22 protein-coding genes, 2 pseudogenes and 1 riboswitch are annotated in these 22,548 nt (G+C 70.0%); of the genes and pseudogenes, 9 read left to right on the top strand and 15 right to left on the bottom strand.

The annotated features are described in order from the left end of the window. Positions 1-10 precede the first annotated feature (10 nt). The 8 genes from ACZ5CR_RS05570 to ACZ5CR_RS05535 form a co-directional block, all read right to left on the bottom strand. Positions 11-958, bottom strand: coding sequence for an ABC transporter permease (locus ACZ5CR_RS05570; RefSeq protein ID WP_468853830.1), 948 nt, complete (start codon positions 956-958; stop codon positions 11-13). 1 nt (position 959) lies between these two features. Next, complete coding sequence (locus ACZ5CR_RS05565; RefSeq protein WP_468853828.1) at positions 960-2,522, bottom strand: ABC transporter substrate-binding protein; 1,563 nt, start codon at positions 2,520-2,522, stop codon at positions 960-962. Between the two features lie 32 nt (positions 2,523-2,554). Further along, positions 2,555-2,754, bottom strand: a riboswitch (cobalamin riboswitch). A 51-nt stretch (positions 2,755-2,805) separates the two neighbouring features. Continuing rightward, entirely contained in the window at positions 2,806-3,900 is a 1,095-nt protein-coding gene (gene tsaD, locus ACZ5CR_RS05560; RefSeq protein WP_468853825.1) for a tRNA (adenosine(37)-N6)-threonylcarbamoyltransferase complex transferase subunit TsaD, read from the bottom strand. 35 nt (positions 3,901-3,935) lie between these two features. Next, positions 3,936-4,988, bottom strand: a complete 1,053-nt coding sequence (locus tag ACZ5CR_RS05555) for an ABC transporter ATP-binding protein (protein WP_468853822.1) — start codon at positions 4,986-4,988, stop codon at positions 3,936-3,938. Next, positions 4,981-6,000, bottom strand: coding sequence for an ABC transporter ATP-binding protein (locus ACZ5CR_RS05550; RefSeq protein WP_468853819.1), 1,020 nt, complete (start codon positions 5,998-6,000; stop codon positions 4,981-4,983). Before ACZ5CR_RS05550 ends, ACZ5CR_RS05555 begins: the two co-directional genes overlap by 8 nt. Next, the gene (locus tag ACZ5CR_RS05545; RefSeq protein ID WP_468853815.1) at positions 5,997-6,974 is read right to left on the bottom strand and encodes an ABC transporter permease; all 978 of its coding nucleotides are present in this window, start codon (positions 6,972-6,974) and stop codon (positions 5,997-5,999) included. The genes ACZ5CR_RS05550 and ACZ5CR_RS05545 overlap by 4 nt, the downstream gene beginning before the upstream one ends. 14 nt (positions 6,975-6,988) lie before the next feature. Next, positions 6,989-7,918: an ABC transporter permease gene (locus tag ACZ5CR_RS05540; protein WP_468853812.1), complete on the bottom strand. Its 930-nt coding sequence runs from the start codon at positions 7,916-7,918 to the stop codon at positions 6,989-6,991. 1 nt (position 7,919) lies between these two features. Beyond that, positions 7,920-9,458 carry an ABC transporter substrate-binding protein gene (locus ACZ5CR_RS05535; RefSeq protein ID WP_468853810.1) on the bottom strand — a complete coding sequence of 513 codons (1,539 nt, stop codon included), beginning with the start codon at positions 9,456-9,458 and terminating at the stop codon, positions 7,920-7,922. A gap of 274 nt (positions 9,459-9,732) precedes the next feature. Here ACZ5CR_RS05535 and ACZ5CR_RS05530 point away from each other — a divergent pair, with 274 nt between their 5' ends. Then, positions 9,733-10,689 (top strand): 2-hydroxyacid dehydrogenase, encoded by a 957-nt coding sequence (locus ACZ5CR_RS05530; RefSeq protein ID WP_468853808.1) that lies wholly within the window; start codon positions 9,733-9,735, stop codon positions 10,687-10,689. A gap of 226 nt (positions 10,690-10,915) precedes the next feature. After that, positions 10,916-11,902: a 2-hydroxyacid dehydrogenase gene (locus tag ACZ5CR_RS05525; protein ID WP_468853806.1), complete on the top strand. Its 987-nt coding sequence runs from the start codon at positions 10,916-10,918 to the stop codon at positions 11,900-11,902. Positions 11,903-11,944: 42 nt separating this feature from the next. Here ACZ5CR_RS05525 and ACZ5CR_RS05520 read toward each other — a convergent pair whose 3' ends face one another. Then, positions 11,945-13,009 carry an aldo/keto reductase gene (locus ACZ5CR_RS05520; RefSeq protein WP_468853803.1) on the bottom strand — a complete coding sequence of 355 codons (1,065 nt, stop codon included), beginning with the start codon at positions 13,007-13,009 and terminating at the stop codon, positions 11,945-11,947. Between the two features lie 170 nt (positions 13,010-13,179). Between ACZ5CR_RS05520 and ACZ5CR_RS05515 the strand changes: the two genes are divergently transcribed. Next, positions 13,180-14,013 (top strand): helix-turn-helix transcriptional regulator, encoded by an 834-nt coding sequence (locus tag ACZ5CR_RS05515; protein WP_468853800.1) that lies wholly within the window; start codon positions 13,180-13,182, stop codon positions 14,011-14,013. A gap of 9 nt (positions 14,014-14,022) precedes the next feature. On the opposite strand, the pseudogene ACZ5CR_RS05510 reads toward ACZ5CR_RS05515, so the two are convergent. Beyond that, positions 14,023-14,436 (bottom strand): annotated as a pseudogene (locus ACZ5CR_RS05510) (sigma-70 family RNA polymerase sigma factor family protein); the annotation flags it as partial. 46 nt (positions 14,437-14,482) lie between these two features. On the opposite strand from ACZ5CR_RS05510, the pseudogene ACZ5CR_RS05505 reads away from it, so the two are divergent. Further along, positions 14,483-14,650: pseudogene (locus ACZ5CR_RS05505) on the top strand (zinc-binding dehydrogenase); the annotation flags it as partial. A gap of 80 nt (positions 14,651-14,730) precedes the next feature. Here ACZ5CR_RS05505 and ACZ5CR_RS05500 read toward each other — a convergent pair. Next, entirely contained in the window at positions 14,731-15,135 is a 405-nt protein-coding gene (locus ACZ5CR_RS05500) for a rodlin (protein ID WP_389916528.1), read from the bottom strand. A gap of 117 nt (positions 15,136-15,252) precedes the next feature. Continuing rightward, complete coding sequence (locus ACZ5CR_RS05495) at positions 15,253-15,378, bottom strand: hypothetical protein (protein ID WP_468853797.1); 126 nt, start codon at positions 15,376-15,378, stop codon at positions 15,253-15,255. A 292-nt stretch (positions 15,379-15,670) separates the two neighbouring features. Here ACZ5CR_RS05495 and ACZ5CR_RS05490 point away from each other — a divergent pair, with 292 nt between their 5' ends. The 5 genes from ACZ5CR_RS05490 to ACZ5CR_RS05470 all read left to right on the top strand — a co-directional run bounded on the left by ACZ5CR_RS05490 (position 15,671) and on the right by ACZ5CR_RS05470 (position 19,084). Further along, complete coding sequence (locus tag ACZ5CR_RS05490; RefSeq protein WP_468853796.1) at positions 15,671-16,144, top strand: SRPBCC family protein; 474 nt, start codon at positions 15,671-15,673, stop codon at positions 16,142-16,144. Positions 16,145-16,341: 197 nt separating this feature from the next. Next, the gene (locus tag ACZ5CR_RS05485; protein WP_468853915.1) at positions 16,342-16,500 is read left to right on the top strand and encodes a hypothetical protein; all 159 of its coding nucleotides are present in this window, start codon (positions 16,342-16,344) and stop codon (positions 16,498-16,500) included. After that, the gene (locus ACZ5CR_RS05480) at positions 16,446-16,775 is read left to right on the top strand and encodes a rhodanese-like domain-containing protein (protein WP_468853793.1); all 330 of its coding nucleotides are present in this window, start codon (positions 16,446-16,448) and stop codon (positions 16,773-16,775) included. Before ACZ5CR_RS05485 ends, ACZ5CR_RS05480 begins: the two co-directional genes overlap by 55 nt. A 165-nt stretch (positions 16,776-16,940) precedes the next feature. Then, positions 16,941-18,338, top strand: coding sequence for an MBL fold metallo-hydrolase (locus ACZ5CR_RS05475; RefSeq protein WP_468853912.1), 1,398 nt, complete (start codon positions 16,941-16,943; stop codon positions 18,336-18,338). Continuing rightward, entirely contained in the window at positions 18,335-19,084 is a 750-nt protein-coding gene (locus tag ACZ5CR_RS05470; RefSeq protein ID WP_468853791.1) for a sulfite exporter TauE/SafE family protein, read from the top strand. The genes ACZ5CR_RS05475 and ACZ5CR_RS05470 overlap by 4 nt, the downstream gene beginning before the upstream one ends. A 100-nt stretch (positions 19,085-19,184) precedes the next feature. Here ACZ5CR_RS05470 and ACZ5CR_RS05465 read toward each other — a convergent pair whose 3' ends face one another. From ACZ5CR_RS05465 to ACZ5CR_RS05455, 3 genes are all read right to left on the bottom strand, one after another. Continuing rightward, positions 19,185-20,183: a D-alanyl-D-alanine carboxypeptidase family protein gene (locus ACZ5CR_RS05465; RefSeq protein WP_468853789.1), complete on the bottom strand. Its 999-nt coding sequence runs from the start codon at positions 20,181-20,183 to the stop codon at positions 19,185-19,187. 234 nt (positions 20,184-20,417) lie between these two features. Further along, complete coding sequence (locus ACZ5CR_RS05460; RefSeq protein WP_468853787.1) at positions 20,418-21,116, bottom strand: response regulator; 699 nt, start codon at positions 21,114-21,116, stop codon at positions 20,418-20,420. After that, the gene (locus ACZ5CR_RS05455) at positions 21,113-22,423 is read right to left on the bottom strand and encodes a sensor histidine kinase (RefSeq protein ID WP_468853909.1); all 1,311 of its coding nucleotides are present in this window, start codon (positions 22,421-22,423) and stop codon (positions 21,113-21,115) included. The genes ACZ5CR_RS05460 and ACZ5CR_RS05455 overlap by 4 nt, the downstream gene beginning before the upstream one ends. Positions 22,424-22,548: the final 125 nt, after the last annotated feature.

Genomic DNA, 22,548 nt, shown 5'->3' with positions numbered 1-22,548 from the left:
TCCGGCGGCATCACGCCGTCACCTCCCGTCGCGGTGCGAGCCGGTGTGCGGCCAGATCGGCGACGAGGTTCACGGCGACGGCGGTGCCCGCGAACAGGAGCGCGTACGTCTGCACTTGGGGCAGGTCCCGGTTCTGCACCGCCTCGACGAAGCCACTGCCGAGTCCGCGGAATCCGAACACCGCCTCCACGAGCACGGCGCCGCCGAGCAGCCCCTCCACGCACCGGGCGTACTGCTGCGCGGCGGGGCCCAGAGCGTTGGGCAGCACGTGGCGCAGCACCACCGTGCGTTCCCGCATGCCGAGCAGCCGTAGATGCTCGGCGACTGGCCCATGCCGCTCGGCCGCTACGCCGACGCGGATCTGGCGTGCCAGATCGCACAAGTGCCGGGCCGTCAGTACGGTGACGGGAAGCACGAGGACATTCGGCTCCGCCAGCAACGCGGCCGTGTCCATGCCGACGGCGGTGGCGGGCAGCAGTCCGGCCGCCAGGGACACCGATGCGACGAGCAGCAGCCCGAGCACGAACTCCGGGACGGCGTGCAGCAGCACGGCGGCCGCGTTCAGCGTGCGGTCGGTGCGGCTGCCCTCACGCAACCCGGACAGGGTGCCGAGCAGCGGCGCCACCACGGTGACGAGGAGCAACGCGGGTACACCAAGGAGCAGCGTCACACCCGTGCGGCGCGCGATGTCGTCGCCCACCGGCAGCCCGGTGGTCAGGGAATTTCCGAGGTCGCCGGTGAGCAGCCGCCCGAGCCAGTGCCAGAAGCGGGTCCAGGCCGACTCGTCGAGGCCCAACTGCTGCCGTAGCGCTGCCACTTGTTCGGGGGTGCCGAGTTCACCGCGGAGCACGTCGGCGGTGTCGCCGGGTAGGAGTGATCCGACGGCGAACACAGCCACCAGTACGAACAGGCATTGGACCAGCGCCAGGAGCGAACGCCGGAGAATGTAGGCGCGCACCTCAGCCGATGCGGACCCGGTCGAAGCGGGCCCAGTCGTGAGAGTTCGGCGGTGCCGCACGCAGGCCGCGGACGGAACGGTCGATGGCATCGGTGGCATCCGAGAACGCCCACACCAGCAGTCCGGATTCGTCGCGGGCGATCTTCTGGGCGCGGGCCAGCAGGCTCAGCCGGTCCCGCTCGTCGCGGGTGGTCCGGGCTCGCTCAAGGAGCGCGTCGAACTTCTTCGAGGCGTACTGCGTCTGGTTGCGGGCCGCTCCACCACGCACCCGCTGCTGCAGGAAGTCGGAGACGGGCAGCGTGGAGGTGGTGTTGAAGGCGGCGACGCCCTCCGTCTTGATCTCCGAGAAGTAGGTGCTGGAAGCCCGGGTGTTGGCCGTCAGCTTCAGTCCGACCTCGCGCAGTTGCCGCGCCATCAGATCCGCGGCAGGCTCCCACGCGGCGTCGACGGAACTCGTCTCCACCGTGATGTGCAGACCCTCGGCACCGGCCTCCTTCACCAGTGCGCGCGCCTCGTCGACATCCCGTGCACGCTGCTCGATGCCGTCCGGATAGCCGCGCAGGCCCATCCCGAACAGGTCGTCGCCGATCTCACCGTGCCCGGACAGCGCGATACGCACCAGCGCCGCCCGGTCGATGCCGAGCTGCACGGCCCGTACCAGGCGCGGATCGTTGAACGGCTCACGGCCGGTACGCAGGAGGAGTTGCTGCGCGGTCGCCCGCTCGGCCGTCAGCAACCGGGTCGAGCTCTCCTTCTTGAGCCGTTCCACGGAGGACCCGGCCATGTCGGCGGCGTAGTGCACCTGTCCGGACAGCAGCGCGTTGAGCCGCGCCGACTCGTCGTTCGCCGGGACGATCTCCAGCTCGGCGATGTGCGGAGCACCGTCCCAGTGATCGGCCCAGCGCCGGTAGCGGGCGATGCCGCCGGGAGTGAACGACACATGAGTGAAGGGGCCGGAGCCGACGGGCTTGCGGAAATCCTCCGTCCCGTCGGGGATGATCTCGGTGCCGGGCCCTGCCAGGACGGTGGGGAACTCGAAGTTCGGCGCCTTCAGTTTGATGACCACGGACCGTTCGCCGTCGGCCTTGCTCGCGGCGAAGTCGATCGAGGAGAGCAGTACTTGCGAGGGCGAGCCGGTGTCGGGGTCGGCAGCGCGGCGGTAGCTGTAGAGGACGTCTTTCGCGGTGACGGGCTTCCCGTCGTGGAATTCCGCCGCGCGCAGACGGATGCGCCACCGGGTGCCGGAGGCGTCGCTCTCCCATGACTCCGCGAGCCGCGGCCGGACGGACATGTCGTCCGCGTACGTACCGAGCGTGTCGTAGAGGGCCTTGGCGCGGGCCTGGTCGACGAAGTTCGGGGCGACGTGGGGGTCGAGGGTTTCCTGGGAGCCGCCCGACGTGAAGGCGGCGCGGAACCGGTCGCTCCCTCCCCCGTCCTTCCCGTCCCCGCCACAGCCGGAGAGCAGGCCGGTGGCGGTGAGGGCCAGGGCGCCTCCGGCGGCCAGCACCCCTCTTCTGCCGGGTTCCGGGCGCTGCTTCGGCTCCGTCCGGGCATACGTGATCACAGTCGATCCTCTCCGGGGTGTCCTCGCCCCTGCTATCAGATCGGCGACGGATCAGTCTCCTGACTCCCGGATCGTCGCTCGCCTCCGCCTTCCCGTCCGCGTGCGCGAACAGTGGCGTGCGGGAGGATCGCTCCCCGGTCACAGTGGCGGGACCGCGCCGGATTCACACCGGCTTCCTGGTTCCCGTCGCCTCGTGTGCTCATTGTGGCCTACGAGTTGTCGTCTACGAGGTGACGGGTGCGGGCAGGGCGGTAAGGGTGAGCGGTGAGGGTGAGCGGTGACTTCAAGCAGCCCGCACCGAGGGCCTCGGCAGCGGTGTGAGGGACGCGTGCTCCAGGGGTGCGGACGGGTCGATCGACACGTCGAGCGGGGCGGGTTGGGCGCCGGAGCGGACCAACAGGTCACCGACGGCGGCGATCATGGCTCCGTTGTCGGTGCAGAGCGTCATCGGCGGCACCCGCAGCTCGATGCCCGCGGCCTGGCAGCGCTGCTCGGCCAGGCCCCGCACACGGGAGTTCGCGGCCACCCCGCCGACCACGATCAGTGTCTTCACGTCGTGGTCGCGGCACGCCCGCACGGCCTTGCGGGTGAGGACGTCGGCGACAGCTTCCTGCAAGGCGGCCGCCCCATCGGCGACCGACAGCTCCGCGCCGCGCTGCCGGTGCTGCTCCACCCAGCGTGCGGCGGCCGTCTTCAGTCCGGAGAAGGAGAACGCGTACGGGTCGTCCCCGGCCCGGGTCAGTGGGCGCGGGAAGGTGACCGCCCCAGGGTCGCCGTCACGCGCGGCGCGGTCGATGGCGGGCCCGCCCGGATAGGGCAGCCCGAGGATGCGGGCGACCTTGTCGAAGCATTCGCCGGCCGCGTCGTCGAGCGTGTCGCCCAGGTGCAGGATCGGCTCGCGCACCAGGTCCGGCACCAGGAGCAGGGACGTGTGGCCGCCGGAAACGATCAGGACCACGCACGGCTCGGGCAGCGGCCCGTGCTCGAGGGTGTCGGCGGCGACATGTCCGGCCAGGTGGTGCACTCCGTACAGCGGTACGTCCGCCGCGTAGGCCAGGGACTTCGCACCGGCAAGGCCGACCTGGAGGGCGCCGGAGAGGCCGGGTCCCGTGGTGACGGCGACTGCGTCGATCTGCCCCAGCCGCAGACCGGCGTCCGCCAGGGCCTGTCGCACGACCGGGGTGAAGGCGTGCAGATGGGCGCGGGCGGCGATCTCGGGCACCACGCCGCCGAAGCGAGCGTGTTCGTCCATGCTCGACGCCACCACGTGGGCGAGGAGTTCTCCGCCCCGCACGATGCCCGCGCCGGTTTCGTCGCACGACGACTCGATCCCCAACACCACCGGTTCGCTCACTGCGCCCCTCCTTGTTGCACACATTCTCTACTTGCAATATATGTGCAACAAGAGGGTGCTCATTCCCCCGCGGACTCCGTCACCGGCTCCAAGGGGAAGTGGCACAGAGCCGTATGGGAGTCGGCCGCGCCCGTCGTCCCGCGGACAACGAGCGGCGGCGCCTGGGTGGCGCACAGGTCCTCGGCTCGCCAGCACCGGGTACGGAAGCGGCAGCCTGAGGGGATGTCGAAGGGCGAGGGGATCTCCCCCTGGAGCTGGATCTCCCGGTCACCGGTGGCCCGGGAGGCGTCAAGGACCGGTGCGGCCGACATCAGCGCGGAGGTGTAGGGGTGCTGGGGCCGGTCGAAGACCTCCTCGGTGTTCCCGTGCTCGATGACCTTGCCCAGGTACATCACCGTCACCCGGTCGGCGATGTAGCGCACCACGGACAGGTCGTGGGAGATGAACACGTACGCGACACCGAGGCGTGAGCGGAGTTCCGACAGGACGTTCAGGACCTGCGCCTGCACGGACAGGTCAAGGGCGGAGACGGGCTCGTCACACACGATGACGTCGGGGTCGAGGGCCAGCGCGCGGGCGATGCCGATGCGCTGACGCTGTCCGCCGGAGAACTCGCCCGGATAGCGGCGGGCGTCGCTCTCCCGCAGGCCGACCAGGGCGAGGAGTTCGCGGACGCGTTTCTCCCTGGCCTTCGGGCCCGGTACGACGTCCCGGTGGGTGCGCCAGGGTTCGCCGATCAGGTCGGCCGCCGACATGCGCGCGTTGAGGGAGGCGAAGGGGTCCTGGAAGACCATCTGGACGCGGCGGCGCCAGGCGAGGAGTTCCTTGCCGCGCAGGGCGAACGGGTCGGTGCCGTCGAACCGCACCGTGCCCGCGTCGGGCCGTTCGAGCCCGAGCAGCACCCGGGCCAGGGTGGACTTGCCGCAGCCGGACTCGCCGACGAGCCCGAGGATCTCTCCCCTGCCGAGTTGTACGTCGACGCCGTCGAGGGCGGTCAGTCGGCGACGGCCGCTGCCGAAACTCTTGCTGACGCCACTGACCTCGAACAGCGGCCTGGCTTCGGCTGCCTGCGGTGCGACGGGTGCTGCGGCGGCAGCTCGGGGCTCAGACATCGGCCAGCTCCTCTGAGAAGTGGCAGGCGGTCGTACGGCCCTCACCCGACGGACGCAGCACCGGCCGTTCCCGGACACAGCGTTCGCGTACCAGCGGGCAGCGGTCCTGGAAGACGCATCCGGGCGGCACCGCGCTCAACTCGGGCGGGCTGCCGGGCACGGCGGGCAACGGGCGCCCGCGTACCGCGTGTTCGGGGACCGAGTCGAGCAGTCCCCGGGTGTAGGGGTGGCGGGGAGCGGCGAAGACGTCCCGCACCGCTCCGTTCTCCACGACCGTGCCCGCGTACATCACGACCACGTCGTCCGCGCGTTGGGCGACCACGGCCAGGTCGTGGGTGATCAGGACGAGAGCCATGTCGCGTTCGTTCTGGATGTCCCGCAGTAGCCGCATGATCTGCGCCTGCACGGTCACGTCGAGCGCGGTGGTGGGTTCGTCGGCGATGAGCACGTCGGGATCGAGGGCGACGGCCATCGCGATGAGGAGCCGCTGCCGCATACCGCCGGAGAACTGGTGCGGGTAGGAGCGGGCCCGTTGCCTCGGCTCGGGGATGCCCACGCGCGTCATCAGCTCGATCGCCTTCTCCTTGGCCTGGCGCCGGGAGAGTCCGCGGTGGATGCGGAACGGCTCGCCGATCTGCCGGCCCACCGGCTGCACCGGGTTGAGGGCGGTCAGGGCGTCCTGGAAGACGATCGACAGGACAGGTCCGGCCAGCTTGCGGCGTTCCGCCGGACTCAGCCGCAGAGTGTCGCTGCCCCTGACGCGGACCGCGCCGCCGGTGACATCGGCCGCGGGATCAAGGAGTCCCACGACCGACAGAGCGGTCATGGACTTGCCGCAGCCCGACTCGCCGAGGAGAGCCAGGGTGCGGCCGCGCCGGACGCTGAAGCTGACGCCGTCCACGGCACGCACTGTCCCCGTGGGCGTGCTCAGATCGACGCAGAGTCCTTCGACGTCGAGGGCGAGGGCGGGGACATCGGTGTCGGACGGTGCGGGGATGGCGGTCGTCGTCACGGGATCAACTCCGGAGGAACGGCGGCGGAGGCGCCGCGGCGTTTCGTCGGCAGCGTCAGGCGCCAGCGCTGTGCGGGGTCGGTGGCGATGCGGGCCCAGGCGGCGAGGACCGTGGCGGAGACCGTGGTGAGCACGATGGCGAGCCCCGGAAGGACGGTGATCCACCAGGCGGTCTGGAGGTACTGCCGCCCCTGAGCGACCATCAGGCCCCAGCTGACGTCCGGCGGCTGGATGCCGATGCCGAGGAAGCTCAGCGATGACTCGGTGAGCATGACGAAACAGAAGTCGAGGGTGGCGACCGTCAGGAGCGTCGGCAGGGCGATCGGCAGGATGTGCCAGTAGATGATCTTCCTGCTCGGCGTGCCGAAGGTACGGGCCGCGTCGACGAACAGGCGGCTGCGCAGTTCGGCGGCCTCCGCCCGCGCGGTACGCAGGTACACGGGAACGCGGGTGACGGCGAGGATCAGCACGATGTTCAGGGCGCTGGGCGAGAAGACGTACAGCACGACCACCGCGATAAGGAGCGAGGGGAAGCTGAGGATCACGTCGGCGACGCGCATGGCGAGACTCTCGCGCCGGCCCCCGTGGTAACCGGCCCACAGTCCGAGGGCCGAGCCGATGGCCAGCGAACACAGCACGGCAGGGACGGCCACGGACAGGGTCGTCGCGGCGGCCTCGACAAGGCGGGCCAGCACGCTGCGGCCCAGGACGTCTGTACCGAGCAGTCCGTACACCCCGTCGCCCAGGGACGGTGGCCGCAGGGAGGCGTCCAGGTTCTGACGCTGTGCGCGGTCTTTGATGATCAGCGGGCCGAGGAGCGCCACGAGGGCGACCAGGGTGAGGATGACCGCCCCGACGGCCGCGGCGCGATCGCGGCCCAGCATCCGCCACCAGCGCGACGCGCGGGCGCGGGTGGGGGCGGATCCGGGAGCGGGAACGGTCTCGGGGGCTGCGGATGACACTTCTCCGGGCATGGTGCTTCCTTCGCTCACGCGGGCACCGCCTGACGCACGCGGGGGTCGGTCAGCGCGTGACAGACGTCGACGAGGATGTTGAGCGCGAAGATCGTCACCGCGGTCAGAAGCACCGCTGCCTGCAATACCGCGAAGTCGCGCTGGAGGATGGAGTCGATCATGAGTTTCCCGATGCCGGGCCAGCCGAAGATCGTCTCGACGATCACCGCGCCGTTGACGAGGCCCACCGTCAGGTCGCCCGCCACGGTGAGGACGGGCGTCACCGCGTTGCGCAGGGCGTGGCCGAAGATCACCCGCCGGGGCGCTGCGCCCTTGCTCCGGGCGATCTTGACGTACGGCGCGGACAGCGCGGCGACCATGCTGCCGCGCACCACCTGGACGAGGACCCCGAACGGGCGGATCAGCAGGGTGGCGATGGGCAGTACCCAGATCTCGGGTCCGCCCAACGTGCCGGAGGTGGGCAGGAGTCCGAGGCTCACACCGAAGACCAGTACGCCCATGATGGCGAACCAGAAGTCGGGGATGCTGGCGGCCGTCATCGAAAGCAGGCTGGCGATCCGGTCGACCAGGGAGTTGGGGCGGTAGGCGGCAAGGCTGCCGACGAGGACCGCTCCGGTGATGGCGAGCAGCATGGTCACGCCGGCGAGCTGCAGGGTGACGGGGAAGGCGTCGAGCACCATCCCGCCCGCCGACTCCCCGGTCCGCAGGGAGGTGCCGAAGTCCAGCTGGACGGCGTCGACGAGGTAGTTCCACAGCTGGGCCGGGATCGACAGATCGAAGCCCTGGGCTGCGGAGAACTCGGCGCGCTGCTCGGCGGTGGCGCTCAGAGGGAGATAGAGGTCGACCGGGTTGCCGGTCATCCGGGCCAGGAAGAACACGCCGAGGACCACGAACACCAGCGGGATGGCACTGGAGACCATGCGTTTGCGCAGGAAGGGGAACATGTCAGCGCCTCGCCGCCTTTGCCTGGCCGACCTCGGCGAGACGGAGTTCGTCCCCGGTGGCGGAGTTCGGCTTGTACCGGATCGACCGTGAAAGGCCGAGCAGTCCGTTCATGTGGGCGACATGGGAGTACTGCGCGACGGTCTTGTTCTGGCGGACGAGCAGGTCGGCGAAGGCCTTCTGCCGCTTCTCGCCGGACAGTGCGCCCGCGTCGGTGACGAGCTTGTCGAGATCCTTGCTGCCGAAGGTGGACTGCGGTCCATCGCTCAGCAGGTACTGGCTGGTGGTGAAGGCCGTGTCACCGGCCTGGTTGCCGTGCATCATGAGCAGGGCGACGGGTCCGACGTTCTTGGGCAACGGCCGCAGCTGGTACTGGAGATGGGTGGCGGTGTCGGCCATCCGGACTCTCACGTCCAGCCCTATTCGTTCCATCTGGTACTGCAGCGCCTCCGCGGTCTCCGACACTCCGGAGAACATGCCGTTGCGGGCGACCAGGGTGATCGTCCGGCCGGTGGGTACGCCGTCGGCCTTCGCCTCTCTGACCAGGGCCTGGGCCCCGGTCACGTCCTGCCGGGTCGGTTTGATCCTGTCGTTGTGCCCCACCACTCCCGGTGGCACCAACTGGGCGGCCGGTTCGGCGAGTCCGCCGAGCAGGGCGTCGATGATGCCCTCGCGGTCGACGGCCATGTCGATCGCCCGGCGCACCCGCAGGTCGTCGAGTGGCGCCTCGCGGCCGTCGAGCCGTAGCGCGGTCGTCTCGTTGTTGGGATAGGCGACGGTCGTGTCCTTCTCCGCCTCCGTGGGATCGAGTGCCACGGCGATCTCCGCCTCCCCCTTGTCGATCATGGCGGCCCGGACACTGGCGTCGCTGCGCCAGACGTAGCGGGCCCGGGGGAAGTCGGGAGCCTTGCCCCAGTAGTCGTCGTAGCGGCTGAGGGAGATCGCGGCTCCGGGCTGCCAGTCGTGGACGGCGTACGGCCCTGTGCCGATCGGTATGCGCACCTTCGACTTGGTGTCGGTCGTACGCGGCACGATCTCCACGAAGCTCAGGCGCAGCGGAAGGATGGGGTCGGGCTCCGCGGTGGTGACGGTCAGCCGGTTCTCCCCGGACGTCTTCACCTTGAGGTCGTCATTGCCGAAGACGTAGCCCTCGACGTTGCAGGCGAGGTCGGAGTTGACGGCCCGCTCGATGGAGAAGGCGGCGTCCTCGGCGGTGAACGGCGCGCCGTTCTGGAAGGTCACCCCGCTGCGGGTGTCGAAGGTCCAGGTGCGGGGCGCGGTCTGCTTCCAGCCGGTCGCGAGCAGGGGGTCCAGATCGCCGGAGACGGGATCGCGCTCGACGAGGGGTTCGGTGATGTTGGACCGGACGACGACGCCGGTACTGGTCAGTGAGGCTTCGCAGGGTTCCAGCGTCGGCGGTTCCTGGGTGAGCACCACCCGCAGGGTGCGGCCGTCGGCGCGACCGGCGTCGCCGCCCGCGCTGTTGGCCACGGCACAGCCGCTGGACACGAGGACCGTGCCCGCAAGGAGCAGCGCGCTCATCGTGCGGGGCCGCCTTCGTCCGGGCGGGAGGGAAGAAACGGAAGACTTCATCGTCGGCGTATCTCCGGGGTATCTCCGGGGGGAGTGCTGTTGTCTGGCGATCCGAGTGCGGGACAACCTCCTGATGCTGTTTACACTTGCGTACCCAGTCCGCATCCGTGAACGCTGAAGCTAAGCCGACGCCGGAGCAGCGTCAAGGCATGCGGAGGGTCGGATCTTGTGTCCGCGGCGCACCGCACGCCGTCACGAACCCCTCGACGACGGGAGTACCACCATGTCCAACTCCGCTGCCGCACCCGGCACCGTGCTCCAGGTCTCTCCCCTGCTCCCCGACCTGGAGAAGGCACTGGCCGAGCGCTACCGCACCGTGCGTCTCCACGAACTGCCCGACCCCGCCGCCGGCTTGCGCGAGCACGCCGACGACGTGGTGGCCGCGGTGACCAGCGCGCGGTTCGGCGTCGGCAACTCCCTGATGGACGCGCTGCCGCGGCTGGGGGCGATCGTCCACTTCGGCGTCGGTTACGAGACCACCGACGTGGCGCACGCCCGGGCGCGGGGCGTCGACGTCAGCAACACTCCTGACGTGCTCACCGACTGCGTGGCCGACCTCGCCGTCGGCGCCCTGATCGACGTCATGCGCGGCCTGTCGGCCGGTGACAGGTACGTACGCGGTGGAAGGTGGAGCTCCGCACCCTTCCCGCTGGCCTCCCGGGTGAGCGGCAAGCGGATCGGCATCCTCGGCCTCGGCCGCATCGGCCGGGCCGTCGCGCGACGGTTCGAGGGGTTCGGCACGAGCATCGCGTACTGCTCGCGCGTCCCGGTCGCCGATGTCCCCTACCGTCATCTGCCCACCGCACGGGAGCTCGCCGCGGAGTGCGACGCGCTCGTCGTCACGGTCGCGGGCGGCACGGCCACCCGGGGCCTGGTCTCGGCGGAGGTCCTCGACGCGCTGGGACCCCGGGGCTACCTGGTCAACGTCGCACGCGGCAGCGTCGTAGACGAACCGGCCCTGGTCGCGGCGGTGCGGGACGGGCGCATCGCCGGTGCGGCGCTCGACGTCTTCGCAGACGAGCCGAACGTGCCGCGGGAACTGGTGGAGTCGGACCGGGTGGTCCTGCTCCCCCACATCGCGAGCGCCACGCACGAGACGCGCCAGGCGATGGGCGATCTGGTCCTTGACAACCTTCAGAAGTTCATGACGGAGGGCTCCCTGCTCACCCCTGTGCCGTAGTAGGGCCATTGTGTCGCAGTGGGGCCATTGACAGCCCACACACCGCTGTCTACAAATGAGAACGCCTACTACATATGAGGGTGGCTTCATGGCAGGGAACGCCGCACGTATCGCCGACGTCACCGTGGCTCCCGTGACTCCCGTGGCCTTCCGGGACTGTCCGCGCTGGCGGGTCGCATGATCCCCCCGTTCGAGACCAAGCGCCCCCCCCGGTGGTGACCCGCCCATGCACATCATGCTCAACCACCGCATCCTGAGCCGGTTCCACGAACCGCTCAAGGCAGGCACCGAAGGCCGGCACACCTGGCTGGAGTCCTGCGACTGGACCGCCACGCGGATCTCCGAGCGCATCCCCGACGTCGAGGTCTACGTCGGCTCACAGCTGCGCGCCGAGGACGCCCGGCGCGCCGAACGGCTCCGGCTCGTCCACGTGGTCGGCGCCGGTTACGACGGCATCCCGCTGGACGCGCTCGGCCCGGGAGTGACGGTCACCACCACCCACCACCACGGCCGCTCCATCGCCGAGCACGTGCTCATGTCCGTCATGATGCTGTCCCGTGACGTCCTGGGCGCCGACCGCGCGCTGCGTTCGGGGCGCTGGCGCAATGTGGCCGTCGACCCGGAGCTGCCGTTCGGGACCACGCTGCGGGGCCGCCGGGTGGGGATCATCGGGTTCGGTGAGACCGGCACCGAGGTCGCCCGGCTGTGCCAGGCGGTCGGCCTACGGGTACGTGCCGTGCGGCGCGACCCCTCCGCGCCGGTCCCCGCCGACCTGCGCACCGACTGGATCGGCGGCAACGACCGGCTGCCCGACCTCCTTTCCGAGTCCGACATCGTGGTGGTCACGGTCCCCCTGGGCCCCGCGACCCACGGCCTGATCGGCCCCGCCGAACTGGCCGCCATGGGAACGGGCGCCCTCCTGGTCAACGTGGCCCGCGGCCCCGTCGTACAGGAGGAAGCGCTGTACGAGGCACTCAGCTCCGGCGTCATCAGGGGCGCCGCGCTCGACGTGTGGTGGTCCGGTCCGCCGCAGGCACCGAGCCGCCTCCCCTTCCACCGGCTGCCCAACGTCCTGATGACCCCGCATCACTCGGGCCACACCACCGACACCTTCGCCGCCCGCGCGACGGAGATCGCCGAGAACATCAACCGCCTGGAGCAGGGCCGGCCACTCGCCAACGTGGTGCGCGCCGGCGCCGCCGAAGCCGCCTGATCCTCTTCTCTCCGCCTCTTCTCTCCGCCTCTTCTCTCCGTATCAGCGGCGGGCCTCGACCGTCATGTCCCCGCGGGTCAGTGCGCGGATCGTGTCGCGGGCGAGCATGTCGTGCGGGAAGCCGAGTCCGATCGTGCTCGCCTCGTCGAGGCGGGCCAGTTGGGCGGCGGTGAAGTCGACCCCGAGGGCGCCCAGGTTGTCCTCCAGCTGTGCGGGGGTGCGGGCGCCGATGATCGGTGCCGTCACGCCCGGGTTCCGCAGGGTCCAGGCAAGACCGACCTGGGCGGGTGTGCGTCCCAGCTCCGTGGCGACCTGCTTCACGACGTCCACGATGGCGAGGTTGCGTTCGGTGATCGCGCCGTTCGCGATGGTGAGGCTCTTGCGGGTGCCGTCGTCGGACGCGACGTCCTTCGCGGTCAGTTCGTCGCGGCTGTACTTGCCGGTGAGCACCCCGCCGGCCAGCGGTGACCACGGGATCACACCCAACCCCATCTCGCGTGCCATGGGGATCAGGTCGCGTTCCCCGGTGCGCTCGATCAGGTTGTACTCGATCTGCAGCGCGACCAGCGGCGACCAGCCCCGCAGATCGGCGATCGCCTGCATGCGTGACACCTGCCAGGCAGGGGCGTTGGAGATCGCCACGTACAAGACCTTGCCCTGCCGGACCAGATCGTCCATGCCGCGCAGGATCTCCTCGACCGGCGTCGTGAAGTCCCACACGTGCAGGTAGAGCAGGTCGATGTAGTCCGTGTTCAGCTGTCGCAGACTGGTTTCCACCGACGCGAACAGGCTCTTTCGTTGAGGGCCCCCGGAGTTCGGATCGCCGGGTCGGCGCAGCGTCGTGTATTTCGTCGCGAGGACCAGGCTTTCGCGGTTGTCGCGGGTGAATTCGCCAAGGAGGCGCTCGGAGCTGCCGTTGGTGTACGTACTGGCGGTGTCGATGAAGTTGCCGCCGCGCTCGACGTAGAGGTCGAACAACTTGCGGGCCTCGTCCCGTTCGGCACCCCAGCCCCATTCGGTGCCGAAGGTCGCCGCGCCCAGGGCCAACGGTGAGACCCGTAGCCCGGAGCGGCCGAGGAGCCGGTAGGTATCGAGGGTGAGCGACATGTGTCCTCCTGCACTTGTTGCGCTTGATGCGCTTGATGCGGTTCACGCGGTTGTTGCGCCTCTTGCGCTGGTGATCCGCTGCCGAGAACAAGCATGTGACCGCCGCGAGCAGGGGTTAAGGGAAGGAAGTTCCTGGGAACACCGGTCCTACCCTGGCTGTTGGATCGAGCATGACGACCCGCACGGTGGACACGACACATGAGTTGGCCGCGTTCCTGCGGGCCCGGCGCGAGGGCCTTGACCCGCACGATTTCGGCCTGCCGTCCCGTCGGCAGGCACGGCGGACCCCGGGTCTGCGCCGCGAAGAGGTCGCCGAGCTTGCCGGGGTCAGCACCGACTACGTCGTACGTCTTGAACAGGCCCGCGGGCTGCGGCCATCGGCGGACGTGGTGGAAGCTCTGGCCGGGGCGCTGCGCCTGGCCCCCGACGAACGCGCCTACCTCTTCAACCTGGCCCAGCAGCGCCCCCGTAACGCCGACAAGCCTGCCACCACGGCGACGCCGCCCCTGGCCCGCCTTGTGGCCGACCTCTCGCCACTGCCGACCATGCTGATGAACCACCGCTACGACATCCTGGCCTGGAACAGCGAGATGGCGAGCCTGCTACTGGATTTCGACACTCTGCCGCCGCGGCAGCGCAATGCGATGTGGCTCTGTCTGATGCATCCGGGGATACGCGAGCTCTACGTCGACCGCCAACGCGTCGTGCGGGAGGGGGTCGCCCATTTGCGCGCCGCGTGGGCCGCGCATCCGGACGATCAGGCGTTGACCGACCTCATCGCCGAATTCACGGCTGGTGACGAGGAATTCGCGCGCTTGTGGGCCGATCGGGAGATCGCGGTCAACGGCCGTGGGAGCAAGGTGTTGCGGCACCCTGACGTCGGTGTGTTCGCGGTGGATTTCGACGTGCTGATGCCACTTCAAGATCCGGACCAGCGGTTGGTGGTCTACCGCGCCGCGGACGACGCGAGCCAGTCGGCGTTGGACCGCTTGTGCGCGCGGTGACGGCGAAGCTCATGCCGGATCCGGCAGGTCCATCAGCGCGAGCTTGGCCGGGTCGATCACGACGTTGATGTCGGTGATCCGGCCGTCGACGACGGCGAACGCGACGACCGAGAGCGGGGTGCCGTCCTCGTGCCAGGAAATGACCCCCGGGAGGCCGTTGACGAGCGCGGGCCGACCCCGCGTGGCCGCACGGGCCGACAGTTGCGCGCCGGCTGCGATCTTGGTGGCGCCGAGGGTGACGACCACGCCGGACGGGGTGTCGACGGACACTTTCACCTCGGGGTCGAGTACTCGCAGCAACCCCTCGAAGTCGCCGCCGCGCGCTGCCGCCAGGAAGGCCTGGACGACCTCTCGCTGCTCCCGCCCGACGCCGGCCGGCCGCTCGACCGCCTGCACCTTCCTGCGGGCGCGGCTGGCGAGCAGCATCCTGCGGTTCGGCTGAGACGGGCGGCCGCGGGAACGCAGGCCGCGCGCGGTCCACGCGCGCGCCGGGATCGGCGGGCTGATCGAGGCCGGGCGCTTCTCGCTTCCGGTCGCGCGGGCCTAACCGCTCGCCGAGGTCGCGGAGGTCGCGGAGGCACACCGCGTCGGCGAGCGCGGCCGTGTACGCGGGAAGCTCGTGCTGCTGGTCGGCTGACGCGACCGCGGCGACCGTTCCCCGCGTGGGCCGCCGCCCCCGCGGGCCGGGCGATGCCGGCCCGCGGAAGCAGCATGGGCTCAGCTGTTGTTCGAGCCGTTGCCCGAGAGCGCCGGGATGTCGCTGAGGATGTGCGACAGCGGCTCGTCGCCCTTGTCCTGCGTGGAGTTCTCCGCGCACTGCTGGTTCTGCGGTGCCGAGAGGACCGGGATGTCCTGGACCGCGATCGGCACGAGGCCGACGAGGGATCCCACGTTCGCCTTGACGGGCACACCGAGGCAGAGCTTGTTCAAGGAGCCCTGGACCAGGCTCCCCTGCGGGCTCATGTTCCCGTCGGTGCTGCTGTTGGCGAACGCCGTCTCGGCACCGTTGCCACTCAGCGATGTGGTGCCGTTGTCGTCGCCGGTGGCGGCCGCGCTCCCGGCACTGCCGGCCAGTGCTACGGCGGCAAGACTCAGGGCGAGGGGGAGATTACGGGTACGCATGTCACTCCAGAGCTGAACGTCAATTACCAGAAAGGCCAGTACATCCGGCTATGACCCGGACAGGGCCCTATTCGCCCGTTAGCGGAGTGTCGGCGTAGCGAAGCTGACGCCGGTCATTCAGTTGGATCCGTACCGTTGGGCGGCGAGACGGATCTCGTGCACGGCGTCCGGCCGCTCCAGCAGCATCGTCCCGGCCTCGCGCTCCCCGTGATGGACGCGCAGCCGCGGACCGTCGATGATCACGCGCAACTCCGGCAAGGGGTGCCGCCACAACAAGGCCGAACGTTGCCTCCCTGACGGCCGATCCGAGCCCCGGTCCAACCGGCGAGCCCAGCGGTCGGCAGGGAAGCCGCCACGACAGCCCACCACGGCAGATCGGCCTTCACCCCGAACCCGACGACCGCCACGACAGCGAGGAACGCTGTCACGACCGCGACGGGCAGCCCCGCACGGCAGAGAGGGTCGATCGGCGGACGGCGACCGGATCACCGCCTCTGCTGGTCCTGGGTTCTTTGATCGTGCAAGGGTGGCTCATATGACGACAGAGCGATTCGAAGTGCAGCGTCAGATTGCGGCGTCCCCGGAGAAAATCTTCACGTTGTTGTGCGACCCCGCCGGACATGTGGCGATCGACAGTTCAGGAATGCTGCAGTCCGCCGAGGGAAAGCCCGCGCGCGGGGCCGGCGATGAATTCGTCGTCCATATGGACCGCGAGTCGTTGAACGACTACCCAATGGGCAAGTACGACGTCACCGTGATCATCACGAAATTCGAGCAGGACGCCCTGATCGAATGGACCATCTCCGGCCAAGTACAGCCTCCCATCCGGCACCTCTACGGTTACCGGCTCAAGGCGGGCGAGGGCAAGGACGAGGGCGGCACCCTGGTCACCTCGTACTACGACTGGAGCGAGATCGAGGAACGGTACCGGGACGCGGGCATCTTCCCGGTCATCCCTGAGGCAGGCCTGCGCGCGACACTCGGGATCCTGGCGCGGAACGTGGAGTAGCGGAGTAGCGGAGTAGCGGAGTAGCTAGCTGTATCGGTGTCCGGTCCGGCCGCGTCTGGTTGCGGTATCAGGACAGCCCGGGTGCGTCCGGACCTACACATGTTCCGCACGGTCATGCCCGGGAGCAGGTTCCGTCTCGTGAACGTCGCCGGGTGGGAGTCGTTCGCCCACTGGGAAGAGGCGATGAACATGTGCCGATGCTGGGCCAACAGCTGGCCGTCGCGCACGCCTCGGGGTACGAGGCGATCCGGACCGTCGTCCCGGCCGCGGCCCCGGGCAGGGTGGTGACCACGCCGATGAGGTGGCCGAACTGTCACCGACGGAGGCTCGGCGCCGTCCGGCCGACGGCGAACTGATTCTGGTCGATGTCCGGCGGGACGACGGGTGGGCGGCCGTCCGTCCCGCCGGCGCCGTGCATGCCGCGCTCGACGCGGCACCGGCCTCTCTTTCCGAACTGCCCGACGGGCCAGTGGCGTTCATCTGCCGTACCGGCCGACGCAGTACGCGAGCCGCGGCGCAGGCGGTGAGCGCCGGCCGTTCCGCGGTCTTCAGCGTCACCGGCGGGCTCGAAGTCTGGAAGCGGCCGGACTGCCGGTCATCTCCCGTCTTACGGGGAAGTAGTCAGACGTGAGGCATTGGACGAGGCCACCACTCGTTCCCGCGTCTGGCACCGCATCCAGCGCCTGCATCCAGCACCCGCGTCGCGCCCCCGCGTCCGCCGAGCGGTCGGCAAGCAGCGCCCGCCCGGCGACGAGCCGGCCGTTCTTCCCCACCCCTCATGAAGGGAATCAAAGCCATGTTCTTCGTCGACACTCTGGTGTTCGAGGGTCTGGGAAACCGCAGTTATCTGTCCGGCGGCACACGTGCCGCGGTCGCCGTCGACCCGCCGCGCGACATCGACCAGGTGATCGCGGCCGCCACGAGGCGCGGGGTGCGCATCGCGTACGTGGCGGAGACCCACGTGCACAACGACTACGTCACCGGCGGCCTTGAGCTGGCGCGCGTCACCGGCGCCGTCTACCTGGTGCCGTCGGCGGCCCAGGTGTCCTTCGCCCGCACTCCGGTCGCCGATGGTGACACGGTCGTGGTGGACGAGGGACTTGAGCTGCGTGCCATCGCCACCCCCGGGCACACGCCCCACCACACCTCCTACGTCCTGGAGGAGAGGGGCCGCGGTGTGGCGGCGTTCACCGGTGGCTCCCTGCTGATCGGCACGGTGGGGCGCCCTGACCTGGTGGAGCCGCGGCTGACCGAGCAACTGGCCCGGGCCCAGCACGCCTCCGCGCGGCGCCTCGCCGACGAGTTGGACGACGCCGTGCCGGTGCTCCCCACCCACGGCTTCGGCAGTTTCTGCTCGTCCTCCCAGGCAACGGGCGACGCGACCACGATCGGCGACGAGCGCAGGGCCAACGACGCGCTCACCCTCGATGTGGACACGTTCGTCGCCCGGACGCTATCGGGCCTGGAGGAAGTACCCGCCTACTACACGCACATGGGCCCGGCCAACGCCGCAGGGCCCGCCCCCGTCGATCTCACCCCGCCCGAGCCCGCCGACGCCCGACAGATCGCCGAGCGGCTGGCCGCCGGCGAGTGGGTGGTGGACCTGCGTAACCGCGTCGCCTTCGCCGAGGGGCACGTGGCCGGGTCGTTCAACTTCGAGGGCGAGGGCAAGCTCGCCACGTATCTCGCCTGGCTGATCCCGTGGGGCAAGCCCGTCACCCTGCTCGCCGAGACGGCCGGACAGATCGCAGCCGCGCAGCGCGAGCTGGTCCGGGTGGGCATCGACCGTCCGGCCGCCGCCGCCACCGGTGGCCCGGCGAGCTGGCTCCGCGAAGGGGAACGGCCGGCGTCGTTCCCACGCGCCACCTTCACCGACCTCGCCGAGGCCCGTCGGCGGGGCGGGGAATTACTGGTGCTCGACGTACGCCGCGATTCCGAACGCGCCGCCGGGCACATCGCGGACTCGGTGCACATCCCGGTCCACGAACTGCGCCTGCGGATCGACGAGATACCGGACGGCACGGTGTGGGTCCACTGCGCCGGGGGGATGCGCGCCGCGATCGCCGCTTCTCTCCTGGACGCGAGCGGGCGGCAAGTCGTCGCGGTCGACGACGGTTTCGACGCCGCGCGCGACGCGGGTCTGCCCCTCGCCGGTGCGGAACGAACACCCGGGGAGAGCGGCCGAGCAGCGTGAGCACGCTCGTCCTGGCTCTGATCGCGGGGGCCGTGGTCGGCCTGGCGCTCGGCGCGCTCGGCGGCGGGGGCAGCGTCCTCGCCGTGCCCGCGTTGATCTACCTGCTCGGCTTCACCCCCGCGGCGGCCACCACCGCGAGCCTGGTCATCGTCACCGCCACCTCGCTGACCGCACTGTACGGCCATGCCCGTGCCGGACTCGTACGGTGGAAAGCCGGATCCGTGTTCGCCGCCTCCGGCCTCCTGCCCGCCGCGCTCGCCGGAGCCGTCGCCTGCCGCCTGCCCCAGGCCACCCTCACCATCGCTTTCGGCGCCGTCGCCGGTCTCGCCGCGCTCAGGATGCTGCGTCCCACACCGGCGGCCGGTGCCGGGAGCGGCCAGGTGCGGCCTGCGAAGGCGGCGGGCACCGGGGCCGGTCTGGGCGCACTGACCGGCCTGCTGGGAGTAGGGGGAGGCTTCCTCGCGGTCCCGGCGCTGGTCACCGTGCTCGCATTCGAGATGCAGGCCGCGATCGGTACCAGTCTGCTGGTCATCTCTGCCAACTCATTGGCTTCCCTGGCCACTCGAGGGGCTACCGTCGCGGGCCTCGACTGGTCGGTCATCGGCCCGTTCGCCGCCGCCGCACTCCTGGGCGCGTGGGACGGCAAACGCCTGGCCCTCAAGATGTCGGGACCCCTGCTGCAGCGCTCCTTCGCGTCCGTGCTCCTGGCGGTGGCGGCGTTCATGCTCCTCGACGCCGTTCTCTGATCCGGCGCCGACCACTCCGCGCAATAGGCCCCCGCTCGCCCGTGGTCAGGGCGAGCGGGGGCCTACTGTGCGGCACATGAAAAATCCGGGGGCCGTCCGGTCAGTGGGCGAAGCCCCAGTCGAGCATCTTGGCGGCGTCCTCGAAGCGGGTCTTGTCGGTCGCGAGGATCGCGCCGACGAGGGTGCGGTTGTCCCGCTCGGCGGCGAAGACGACGGCGTAGCCGGCTTCCGTGCCGCTGCCGGTCTTGATGCCCAGAGCGCCGTCGTAGGTGCTCAGCAGAGTGTTGGTGTTCTCCCAGGTGTAGTACCGGGTGTTGCCATTGGCTGCCGGAGCCTCGGCCTTGTACTGCTTGTTCTTCACGACGTCGGCGAACACCGGCTGCAACATCGCGCGCTGGCCGAGCTTCGCCAGATCGCGGGCGGTGCTGCGGTTGTCACCGTGCGAGATGCCGTCGAAGGAGTCGAAGTGCGTTCCGGTCAGGTTCAGCTGCTGCGCTTCGGTGTTCATCTGGTTCTCGAAGTCGGCGATCCGTGCGTCCACGGTGTCTCCGGCGCCGTAGTTGTCAGCCAGGGCCATCGCCGCGTCCGCCCCGGAGGGGAGCAGCATGGCGTGCAGCAACTGCTTGACGGTCAGCTTGTCGCCGACCTGGAGATCAGCCGTACTGGAGCCGTTCTCCGACACGTAGTCCCGGTATTCCTGCTTCACCGTGATCTGCCGGTCAAGCCACTCCGGGTGCTTGAGCACGACCAGGGCGGTCATGATCTTGGTGGTGCTGGCCATCGACACGCTCTCGTCGGCCTTGGCCCCGGCCCACATCTCCCGCTCCTGGCTGCCGTCGCGGGCGTCCAGGAGGAAAGCGTGGTCAGCCTTGGTGTTGGGGACGTCCGCACTTCTCGTGTCCGGCGTGCTCCGACTCTGGTCGGCGGGAGCGGCGGCCTCGCCACTCTGCTGGTCGTTCACCTCGGCGGAGTGTGTCGCAGGGGTGGCGGCCTGGGCGAGGCCACCGGCGGTGATCGGCAGGGCGGCGCCGAACAGTGCGACCGTCGCGATCCGGGCCCCCGTCCGGTGGATCCGGTTGGGGCGGGCGTGGGAACCCATGAGGCATCCCTTTCTCCCGGCGCGGGGGCGCCGGCTTGTAACGAAAAGATCAGTGCATATCGAACCTACTTAGGCCTTGACAGCCATTTCAAGATCGCTTTGTCATAGCCGGGTAACAGGACTCACCGACATGAAGATGTCGTGGAGACAACTGGTAGATCCCATGAGGTGAGTTGCTGACCGTGCCCGGCCGACTCCCCTGCGCCTTCACGATTCGGTCGTACTGTCGGCGGTCTATGTCAGCTCGGTGGGCAGTTGGGTGGCCTCATGCGTACCGGCGCTGATCAGCCCGGTCTCGTAGGCGACGATGACGGCCTGGACACGGTCACGGAGTCCGAGTTTGGCGAGGATGCGGGCGACGTGGGTTTTGACGGTGGTCTCGGCGAGGTGGAGGCGGGTGGCGAGTTCCGCGTTGCTCAGCCCGCGGGCCAGCAGACCGAGGACTTCCAGCTCGCGCGGGGTGAGCGCGGCGAGGTCGCGGTGGAGAGCCGCGGTGTCGCTGCCGTGCTGGGCGAACCGCTGAACGAGACGGCGGGTGATGGCGGGCGCGAGGAGAGCGTCGCCGGCGCGGACCGTGCGGACGGCCGAGGCCAGGTGTTCGGGAGTGACGTCCTTGAGGAGGAAGCCGCTGGCCCCGGCGGACAGGGCCGCGTAGACGTACCGGTCGAGGTCGAAGGTGGTCAGGATGATGACGCGGGGTTCACCGTGGGCGCCGGTGAGAATGCGGCGGGTTGCCTCGAGGCCGTCCATCTCCGGCATCCGGATGTCCATCAGGATCACGTCGGGACGTGTGCGGCGGGCGGCTTCGACCGCTTCGGCTCCGTTGGTCGCCTCGGCGACGACATCGATGCCGTCGGCACCGAGGATCAACCGGAATCCGGTGCGGACCAGGGTCTGGTCGTCGGCCAGCAGTACACGCAGCGGCTCGGTCACGGTGTCTCCAAGGGGATGAGGGCCTCCACGCGGTAGCCACCGGTCAGGCGCCGACCGGCGTCCAGGGTCCCTTCGTAGACGGCGAGGCGCTCGCGCAGGCCGATCAGTCCCCGGCCGTTTCCGGTCGCCGCGCCCGCACCCGGGCGCCCACCGGTGTCGGCGATCTCCACCCGGAGCCATTCCGGGCGGCGTTCGAGAGTCACGGATGCGGTGGCGCCGTACGCGTGCTTCACGGTGTTGGTCAGGGCTTCCTGGACCACGCGATAGACGGCGAGCTCGATGCCGGGCGGGATCTCGCGGGGTGGGCCGGTCACGGTCAGGTCGACCGGCAGGCCCGCGTCCCGTACGCGTCCGACGAGTTTGTCCAACTGGTCAAGGCCGGGCTGCGGGGCCAAGTCCTCGGCTGTGTCGGCCGGGTCGTCGGCCCCGCCCGTCGGCTCGCCCTCGCCGTCCATGGTGAGCAGGCCCATGACGTGCCGCAGTTCGGTCATGGCTGCCCGACCGCCCGCCTCGACGGCGAGCAGTGCCTCGCCGGCCTGCTCGGGAGAAGTCTTCATGATCTTCCGGGCGGCCCCCGCCTGAATGACCATCACGCTGACGTTGTGCGTGACGACGTCGTGCAACTCGCGGGCGATCCTCGCGCGTTCGCGCTCGACAGCCCGGTGCAGCGCCTCGGCCTGTTCGCGTTCCAGGGTGGTGAGCCTGGTTCGTCCTTCGTCGGTGCGGAGTTTCCAGGTGCGGAGCCCGAGGGCGGCTCCGGCCATCGGGACCAGGATCAGCAGGGCGATGTACTCATTGGGGACGATCGGTGTCACCGAGTTCCCCGAGGTGCCGACCAGGAGGACCGACACCGGGAGCGCCGCCAGGGTCGCCGTCCGGTAGGGGCTGTACACGGCGGCGCTGTAGACGGCGACGACGAACGCGTAGAAAGTCAGTCGCAGGACGCTCTGCGGTGTCGCCAGTGTCGCGGCGGTCACGAGGCACAGCACGGTGAGCGGGTAGCGGCGGCGCAGCGCGAGGGCGCCGGAGGCGATGGCCGCGAGGGCCACCATGAAGGCCATGCCGTCGGGCCCTGACGGGCGCGGCACGACGTACTCCACGCCGGGTGCGATCTCACGCACCACCACGTTGTTGGCGTTGTCGATGCCGTAGTAGACGGTGGTGACGGCGAGTGCCAGCGCCACCAGCGCGTCGAACTGCCAGGCGCGCCGAGTGAGCCGCAGCGGCGAACCGCTCGGGCGCCTGGCGTCGTCGACCGTCCGGCGGACGGCTTCCGCCAGTCCCTCCAACGTCGTACGTGCGTTCATCACCGGGTCATTGTCGCCGCCGCGCGGGCTCACGGAGTCCGCCGTGGTGGTCATTCCGCTCGCACCGGATACATCACCCGCCTACATCGCAGGGATGACGTTTCGCGGGATCATCCCGGCGCGGT

The organism is Streptomyces sp. NPDC031274 (assembly GCF_055570235.1).
The sequence above is the reverse complement of the archived record's forward strand: the minus strand, read 5'-3'. Positions and strand labels throughout refer to the sequence as shown.

What these genes read in the sequence shown, in the direction of transcription:
- tsaD (WP_468853825.1), bottom strand. Translation starts at nt 3,900, where the DNA reads ATGTGTGCAACAAGGAGGGGCGCAGTGAGCGAACCGGTGGTGTTGGGG.
- ACZ5CR_RS05555 (WP_468853822.1), bottom strand. Translation starts at nt 4,988, where the DNA reads ATGTCTGAGCCCCGAGCTGCCGCCGCAGCACCCGTCGCACCGCAGGCA.
- ACZ5CR_RS05545 (WP_468853815.1), bottom strand. Translation starts at nt 6,974, where the DNA reads ATGCCCGGAGAAGTGTCATCCGCAGCCCCCGAGACCGTTCCCGCTCCC.
- ACZ5CR_RS05540 (WP_468853812.1), bottom strand. Translation starts at nt 7,918, where the DNA reads ATGTTCCCCTTCCTGCGCAAACGCATGGTCTCCAGTGCCATCCCGCTG.
- ACZ5CR_RS05535 (WP_468853810.1), bottom strand. Translation starts at nt 9,458, where the DNA reads ATGAGCGCGCTGCTCCTTGCGGGCACGGTCCTCGTGTCCAGCGGCTGT.
- ACZ5CR_RS05530 (WP_468853808.1), top strand. Translation starts at nt 9,733, where the DNA reads ATGTCCAACTCCGCTGCCGCACCCGGCACCGTGCTCCAGGTCTCTCCC.
- ACZ5CR_RS05525 (WP_468853806.1), top strand. Translation starts at nt 10,916, where the DNA reads ATGCACATCATGCTCAACCACCGCATCCTGAGCCGGTTCCACGAACCG.
- ACZ5CR_RS05520 (WP_468853803.1), bottom strand. Translation starts at nt 13,009, where the DNA reads ATGTCGCTCACCCTCGATACCTACCGGCTCCTCGGCCGCTCCGGGCTA.
- ACZ5CR_RS05515 (WP_468853800.1), top strand. Translation starts at nt 13,180, where the DNA reads ATGACGACCCGCACGGTGGACACGACACATGAGTTGGCCGCGTTCCTG.
- ACZ5CR_RS05500 (WP_389916528.1), bottom strand. Translation starts at nt 15,135, where the DNA reads ATGCGTACCCGTAATCTCCCCCTCGCCCTGAGTCTTGCCGCCGTAGCA.
- ACZ5CR_RS05490 (WP_468853796.1), top strand. Translation starts at nt 15,671, where the DNA reads ATGACGACAGAGCGATTCGAAGTGCAGCGTCAGATTGCGGCGTCCCCG.
- ACZ5CR_RS05485 (WP_468853915.1), top strand. Translation starts at nt 16,342, where the DNA reads ATGCTGGGCCAACAGCTGGCCGTCGCGCACGCCTCGGGGTACGAGGCG.
- ACZ5CR_RS05475 (WP_468853912.1), top strand. Translation starts at nt 16,941, where the DNA reads ATGTTCTTCGTCGACACTCTGGTGTTCGAGGGTCTGGGAAACCGCAGT.
- ACZ5CR_RS05465 (WP_468853789.1), bottom strand. Translation starts at nt 20,183, where the DNA reads ATGGGTTCCCACGCCCGCCCCAACCGGATCCACCGGACGGGGGCCCGG.
- ACZ5CR_RS05455 (WP_468853909.1), bottom strand. Translation starts at nt 22,423, where the DNA reads ATGAACGCACGTACGACGTTGGAGGGACTGGCGGAAGCCGTCCGCCGG.